The sequence below is a fragment of the uncultured Flavonifractor sp. genome, assembly GCF_944387675.1.
Taxonomy (GTDB): domain Bacteria; phylum Bacillota; class Clostridia; order Oscillospirales; family Oscillospiraceae; genus Flavonifractor.
The window spans coordinates 1-4514 of sequence record NZ_CALXFV010000137.1 but is presented as its reverse complement, the minus strand read 5'-3'; the positions used below and the strand labels follow the sequence as shown (position 1 = coordinate 4514).

Annotated in this window: 4 protein-coding genes; 1 reads left to right on the top strand and 3 read right to left on the bottom strand. The window is 62.1% G+C overall.

Annotation, left to right across the window (positions count from 1 at the left end):
• On the top strand, positions 1 to 1860 hold a 1860-nt coding region (locus tag Q0J74_RS10495; RefSeq protein ID WP_297214393.1), incomplete at its 5' end, for an AAA family ATPase.
• 63 nt (positions 1861 to 1923) lie between these two features.
• Here Q0J74_RS10495 and Q0J74_RS10490 read toward each other — a convergent pair.
• From Q0J74_RS10490 to Q0J74_RS10480, 3 genes are all read right to left on the bottom strand, one after another.
• Positions 1924 to 2496 carry a hypothetical protein gene (locus Q0J74_RS10490; RefSeq protein ID WP_297214391.1) on the bottom strand — a complete coding sequence of 191 codons (573 nt, stop codon included), beginning with the start codon at positions 2494 to 2496 and terminating at the stop codon, positions 1924 to 1926.
• A gap of 140 nt (positions 2497 to 2636) precedes the next feature.
• Positions 2637 to 3305: a hypothetical protein gene (locus Q0J74_RS10485; RefSeq protein WP_297214389.1), complete on the bottom strand. Its 669-nt coding sequence runs from the start codon at positions 3303 to 3305 to the stop codon at positions 2637 to 2639.
• Between the two features lie 72 nt (positions 3306 to 3377).
• On the bottom strand, positions 3378 to 4514 hold a 1137-nt coding region (locus Q0J74_RS10480), incomplete at its 5' end, for a prealbumin-like fold domain-containing protein (protein WP_297214387.1).

Genomic DNA, 4514 nt, shown 5'->3' with positions numbered 1-4514 from the left:
TTCCGGGGCCAGTTTGAGAGCCGGATGAAGGGCCTCATCGAGGAGATCAAGAAGCTGGGCAACATCATCCTGGTCATTGATGAGGTCCACAACATTGTGGGCGCCGGGGATGCAGAGGGTTCCATGAACGCCGCCAACATTCTCAAGCCCGCCCTCAGCCGGGGGGAGATTCAGGTCATCGGCGCCACCACCCTCACCGAGTACCGCAAGTATATTGAGAAGGACTCCGCGCTGGAGCGGCGCTTCCAGCCGGTGATTGTGGAGGAGCCCTCCATCGAGGACAGCGTCAGGATCCTCCAGGGCATCGCCCCCTACTATGAGAAGTACCACTTTGTCTCTATTTCCCCGGAAATGTGCCGGCTGGCGGTGACCATGAGCGAGCGGTACATCACTGACCGCTACCTCCCCGACAAGGCCATCGACCTCATTGACGAGGCCTGCTCCGACGTGAACCTCCACAACAAGGCCCTGGCCCGGGAGGTGGAGGTGAAAAAGGAGCTGACCGCCCTGGGGCAGGAGCGGGAGAATCTGATGGTGGAGGCCAACGACCGGGACTACAAGCGCCAGACCGCCCTGAAAAACAACGAGGGGCGGCAGAGCGAGCTGCGGCGGGAGCTGAACCGGCTCACCGCCGAGCACGACGCCCTTACAGGCAATCCCGCCACCACCGAGGCGCTGAGCGCCAACGAGCGGCGGCAAGCCAACTTCCGCCGGGAGCTGGACAACCTGGCCCGGGAGCGGGAGCAGCTGCTGGCCGACCAGGGCAGCAGCCGGGACTATGAGCGGCTGGCCGCCATCAAGAGCCGGGAGATCCAGCTCCAGGAGGAGTTGGGCAAGCTGGACGCCCAGAGCGCCCCGCCCCTGACGGTGGCACATCTGGCCCGGGTCATCGAGCTGTGGACCAAAATCCCCGCCAGCCAGATCCAGGAGGCGGAGTACGAGCGCCTGGCCAAGCTGGAGGACCGGCTGAAAGAGCACCTGATCGGTCAGGACGAGGCGGTTCACGCCGTGGCCGCCGCCGTGCGCCGGGGCCGGGTGGGCATCGCCTCCAAGCGCAAGCCGGTGTCTTTCATCTTTGTGGGTTCCACCGGCGTGGGCAAGACCGAGCTGGTGAAGCGGCTGGCCATGGACATGTTCCACTCCCCCGAATCCCTGATCCGGCTGGACATGTCGGAGTTTATGGAGAAGTTCGCCGTCAGCCGCATCATCGGCTCCCCCCCGGGCTATGTGGGCTACGACGAGGCGGGTCAGCTCACCGAGAAGGTGCGGCGCAAGCCCTACTGCGTCATCCTGTTTGACGAGATTGAGAAGGCCCACCCCGACGTGCTCAACATCCTGCTCCAGATTCTGGACGACGGCCACATTACCGACGCCCAGGGCCGGAACGTGAATTTTGAGAACACCGTTATTGTCATGACCTCCAACGCGGGCAGCGACGCCCGCACCTCCGCCGGCTCGGTGGGCTTCGGCCGCACCGCCGACCAGCAGGGCAAGGAGCGGGCCATGAAGGCCCTGGAGTCCTTCCTCCGGCCGGAGTTTATCAACCGGGTGGATGAGATCGTCTACTTCAACAAGCTCACCGAGGAGAACTTCAGGGACATCGCCGGCATTATGCTGGGCGAGCTGCGGGACACCCTGGCCGACAAGGGCATCACCTTCACCTGGGACGAGGCCCTGCTGGACCACCTGGTGCGCAAGTCCTACTCCCAGACCTACGGCGCCCGCAACCTGCGCCGCCAGATTCAGAAGGATCTGGAGGACGACATTGCCACCAAGCTCATCGACAGCTACCTCCACCCCATCTCCGCCATTCACGCCACCTCCGACGGGGAACGGGCAGTGCTCACCGCCCAGGCGTAAGTTCACGCAAAAAAGCTCCGGGAATCTGACGGACCGCGTCAGATTCCCGGAGCTTTCTGCATGTCAGGCGAAGTTCAGGTAGAGGGTCAGGTTCAGATTGACGGTTCCCTGGCTCCGCCAGGTGTCCGGCTCATAGGCCACGATGCGGAGCGTGACGGGAGTCTCCCGCTGGGTCAGGGGCCGGTCCAGGGAAATGGCCTCCAGATACTCACCCTGGCGCAGCACGCCGGTGGAACCCATGACCTCCCCCGCCTCGTCCAGTACCTCCGCCCGGAACCACACCCCGTTGTCCGCCGGGTTGGTGAGGTAAAATTCCACCCGCTGCCCGTCGTTGGCGGGGACCCCGCACAGCAGGATGCGGTAATCCTCCTCCACTTGCAGGGTGGAGTAGCCATACCGCTCCTCCACCTGAGGCGCGCCGGAGCTGGCGGCGGCGTCAAAATCCGGATGGGTGAACACGGCGGGCTGAAAATAGTGATAGGCCCAAACCGCCGCCGCCACGCCGCAGGCTGCAAGCAGCAGATAGAGTACCGCCAGCTTTGCCGTCCGACGGCGATAGGTGCGGCAGACGGCGCCGATCTTTTGCAGCTCCAGGCCGGCGGCCGCGCCGCTTTTTATGGTTGTCACAGCGGGCATGGATACACCTCCCTAGGAATCCGTTCCTTCGTTGCGGGCGGAAGAACAGACAGCGGCTGCCCCGCCCATCTTTCGGCGTCCGCCGGGGGAATGTGTGGCAGGCACATCCCCCGGGAAGCCTACATTCTGCTGAAACCTTATCAGGTTGTAGGAACCTTGATTGTCAGAGTAACCGTACCCAGCTTGGTTGGGGCAGTGTACGGATTGGTCAAGTTGCCGTTGAGTGCAACTGTAAACGTTCCACTCTTGGGACTGCCTTGCTCATTCAGATTACCTGTGGTCACCGCAGACAGCAGGCTCAGCTTATTGTCATCTTTTGTAACTTCATCGGAATCTGTAAAGGTCACAGTAACCTCTTCACTTACAGTACCGTCTTTGGCAAACGCCGCCTCAACATCAATGGGAAGATCAGAGTAGTTTGTGATGGTAATGGTCGAAGTAGTTGTTGTCCAACCATCGCTGCCGCCTGTACCGATGATTTCGTACTTCTGGGTTTCTGGATTCCAGATATAAGAAGTGTCGCTTCCGTAATTAAAGGTCAACTCGGCAGGAGTAAAGCTGACTGCATAGACATTCGTCGTATCGCTTTCCTTTCCGGTCTGGACCATTATGTCCACTTTGCCTGTACCAATGGTATCACCTTGCGTGAGGTTTCCCTTTGTCACGCCACCGCCATGATCGGTATTGGGGGTTAATCCGTTTTCATAAGTAACATTACTTGAGCTGTCTGAGTACGCCGCCCCGGCACTTATGGCCGTCGCGCCGACCAGCATAGCCAGGGACATCACCACTGCCAAAAGTTTCTTCATACTTCATTCTCCTTTCATCCTGATTCTGAGTGGACTGTGTGAATGTATTAAACCGGCTCTGCCCTGCCGGGTTTAACCGCTGGGTCTGGACACCAGGACGGTGAGACTGCCCGCCTCCGTCTCCGCCCCGGGAAGCGCTGTACCCAGGGGAAGGGTCCCCGTCAGGGACAGCGTGAAGGTGGCCTGCTCCTTTTGGTTCAGGGTACCGGTGAGGGCCTTGCCCTCCGCCGTCTCCGATGGGGTGAAGGCGGCGCCGCCGCTGAGGCTGCTCAGGGGCAGCAGGACGGAAAAGCGCTCCAGATAGCTCAGGCTCACCGACACAGTCAGGGCGCTGTTTGACGGAGAGGTGTTTTCCACCACAATCTCCGGCGCCTGCTGCTCCGGCGCGGCCACCTGCCACTGCCCCGCCCCGCTCCCCGCTTCCTCATAGCGCAGGCTCTCCGGGTTCCAGATCAGATCCGGCGGGGTGTAGGTAAGGGTGAGGGAGTCCGGGGCGCGGATGGTAACGCTGTACTGGGAGATATTCTGCACCGCTACGGTGAGATCCCCCCCCTGGGCGCTGCCGGTCACATGGGCCGAATCTGGATTTTCCACAACTGCCGGCGTGCCGCCGTAGGGCGCGTAGAGAATCACCGGGGCGGACAGCCCCGTATAGCCCGCCGGGGCGGCGGTCTCGGTGAGACGGTAGTACCCGGCGGGCAGATTCCGAAACTCCGCCAGGCCGCTCTCCGGGGTGGTCTGGACCCTGGTCACAAAGCCGCCGTCCGGGAGATAGTTTCCCTGGCTATCCTCTAGCAGGGTGTAGGTGTAGCCCTTGTCCGGATCGCCGGAGACCGTGGCCTGGAGCCGCTCCAGGGCAAACTCCGCGCCGGACAGGGGCAGATCTCCGGTGTCGGTCTTGACGAGCTGGACGGTGGTCACATCCGGGTCCCACACGGCATAGAGGTGCAGCGGCTGGGCGACCGGCCAGGTAAAGTCATAGCGGTACTGCTCAAAGGCCGCCAGGTCAATCCGCTTGTCCTGGGTGGTAAACGCCCAGTCGTTGGGGTTTTCAGCGGTCCAGCCGATGAAGGAGTATTTCGTGCCGTCGGACAGCTCATACGTCGGGTCCCGGGGCTGAGGCGCGGCACCGCCGGGGTCCACGTAGGCGTACCAGGACATGCTGTCCCCGCTCTCATAAAATCCGCTGCCGCTGTCCGTCCAGCTTCC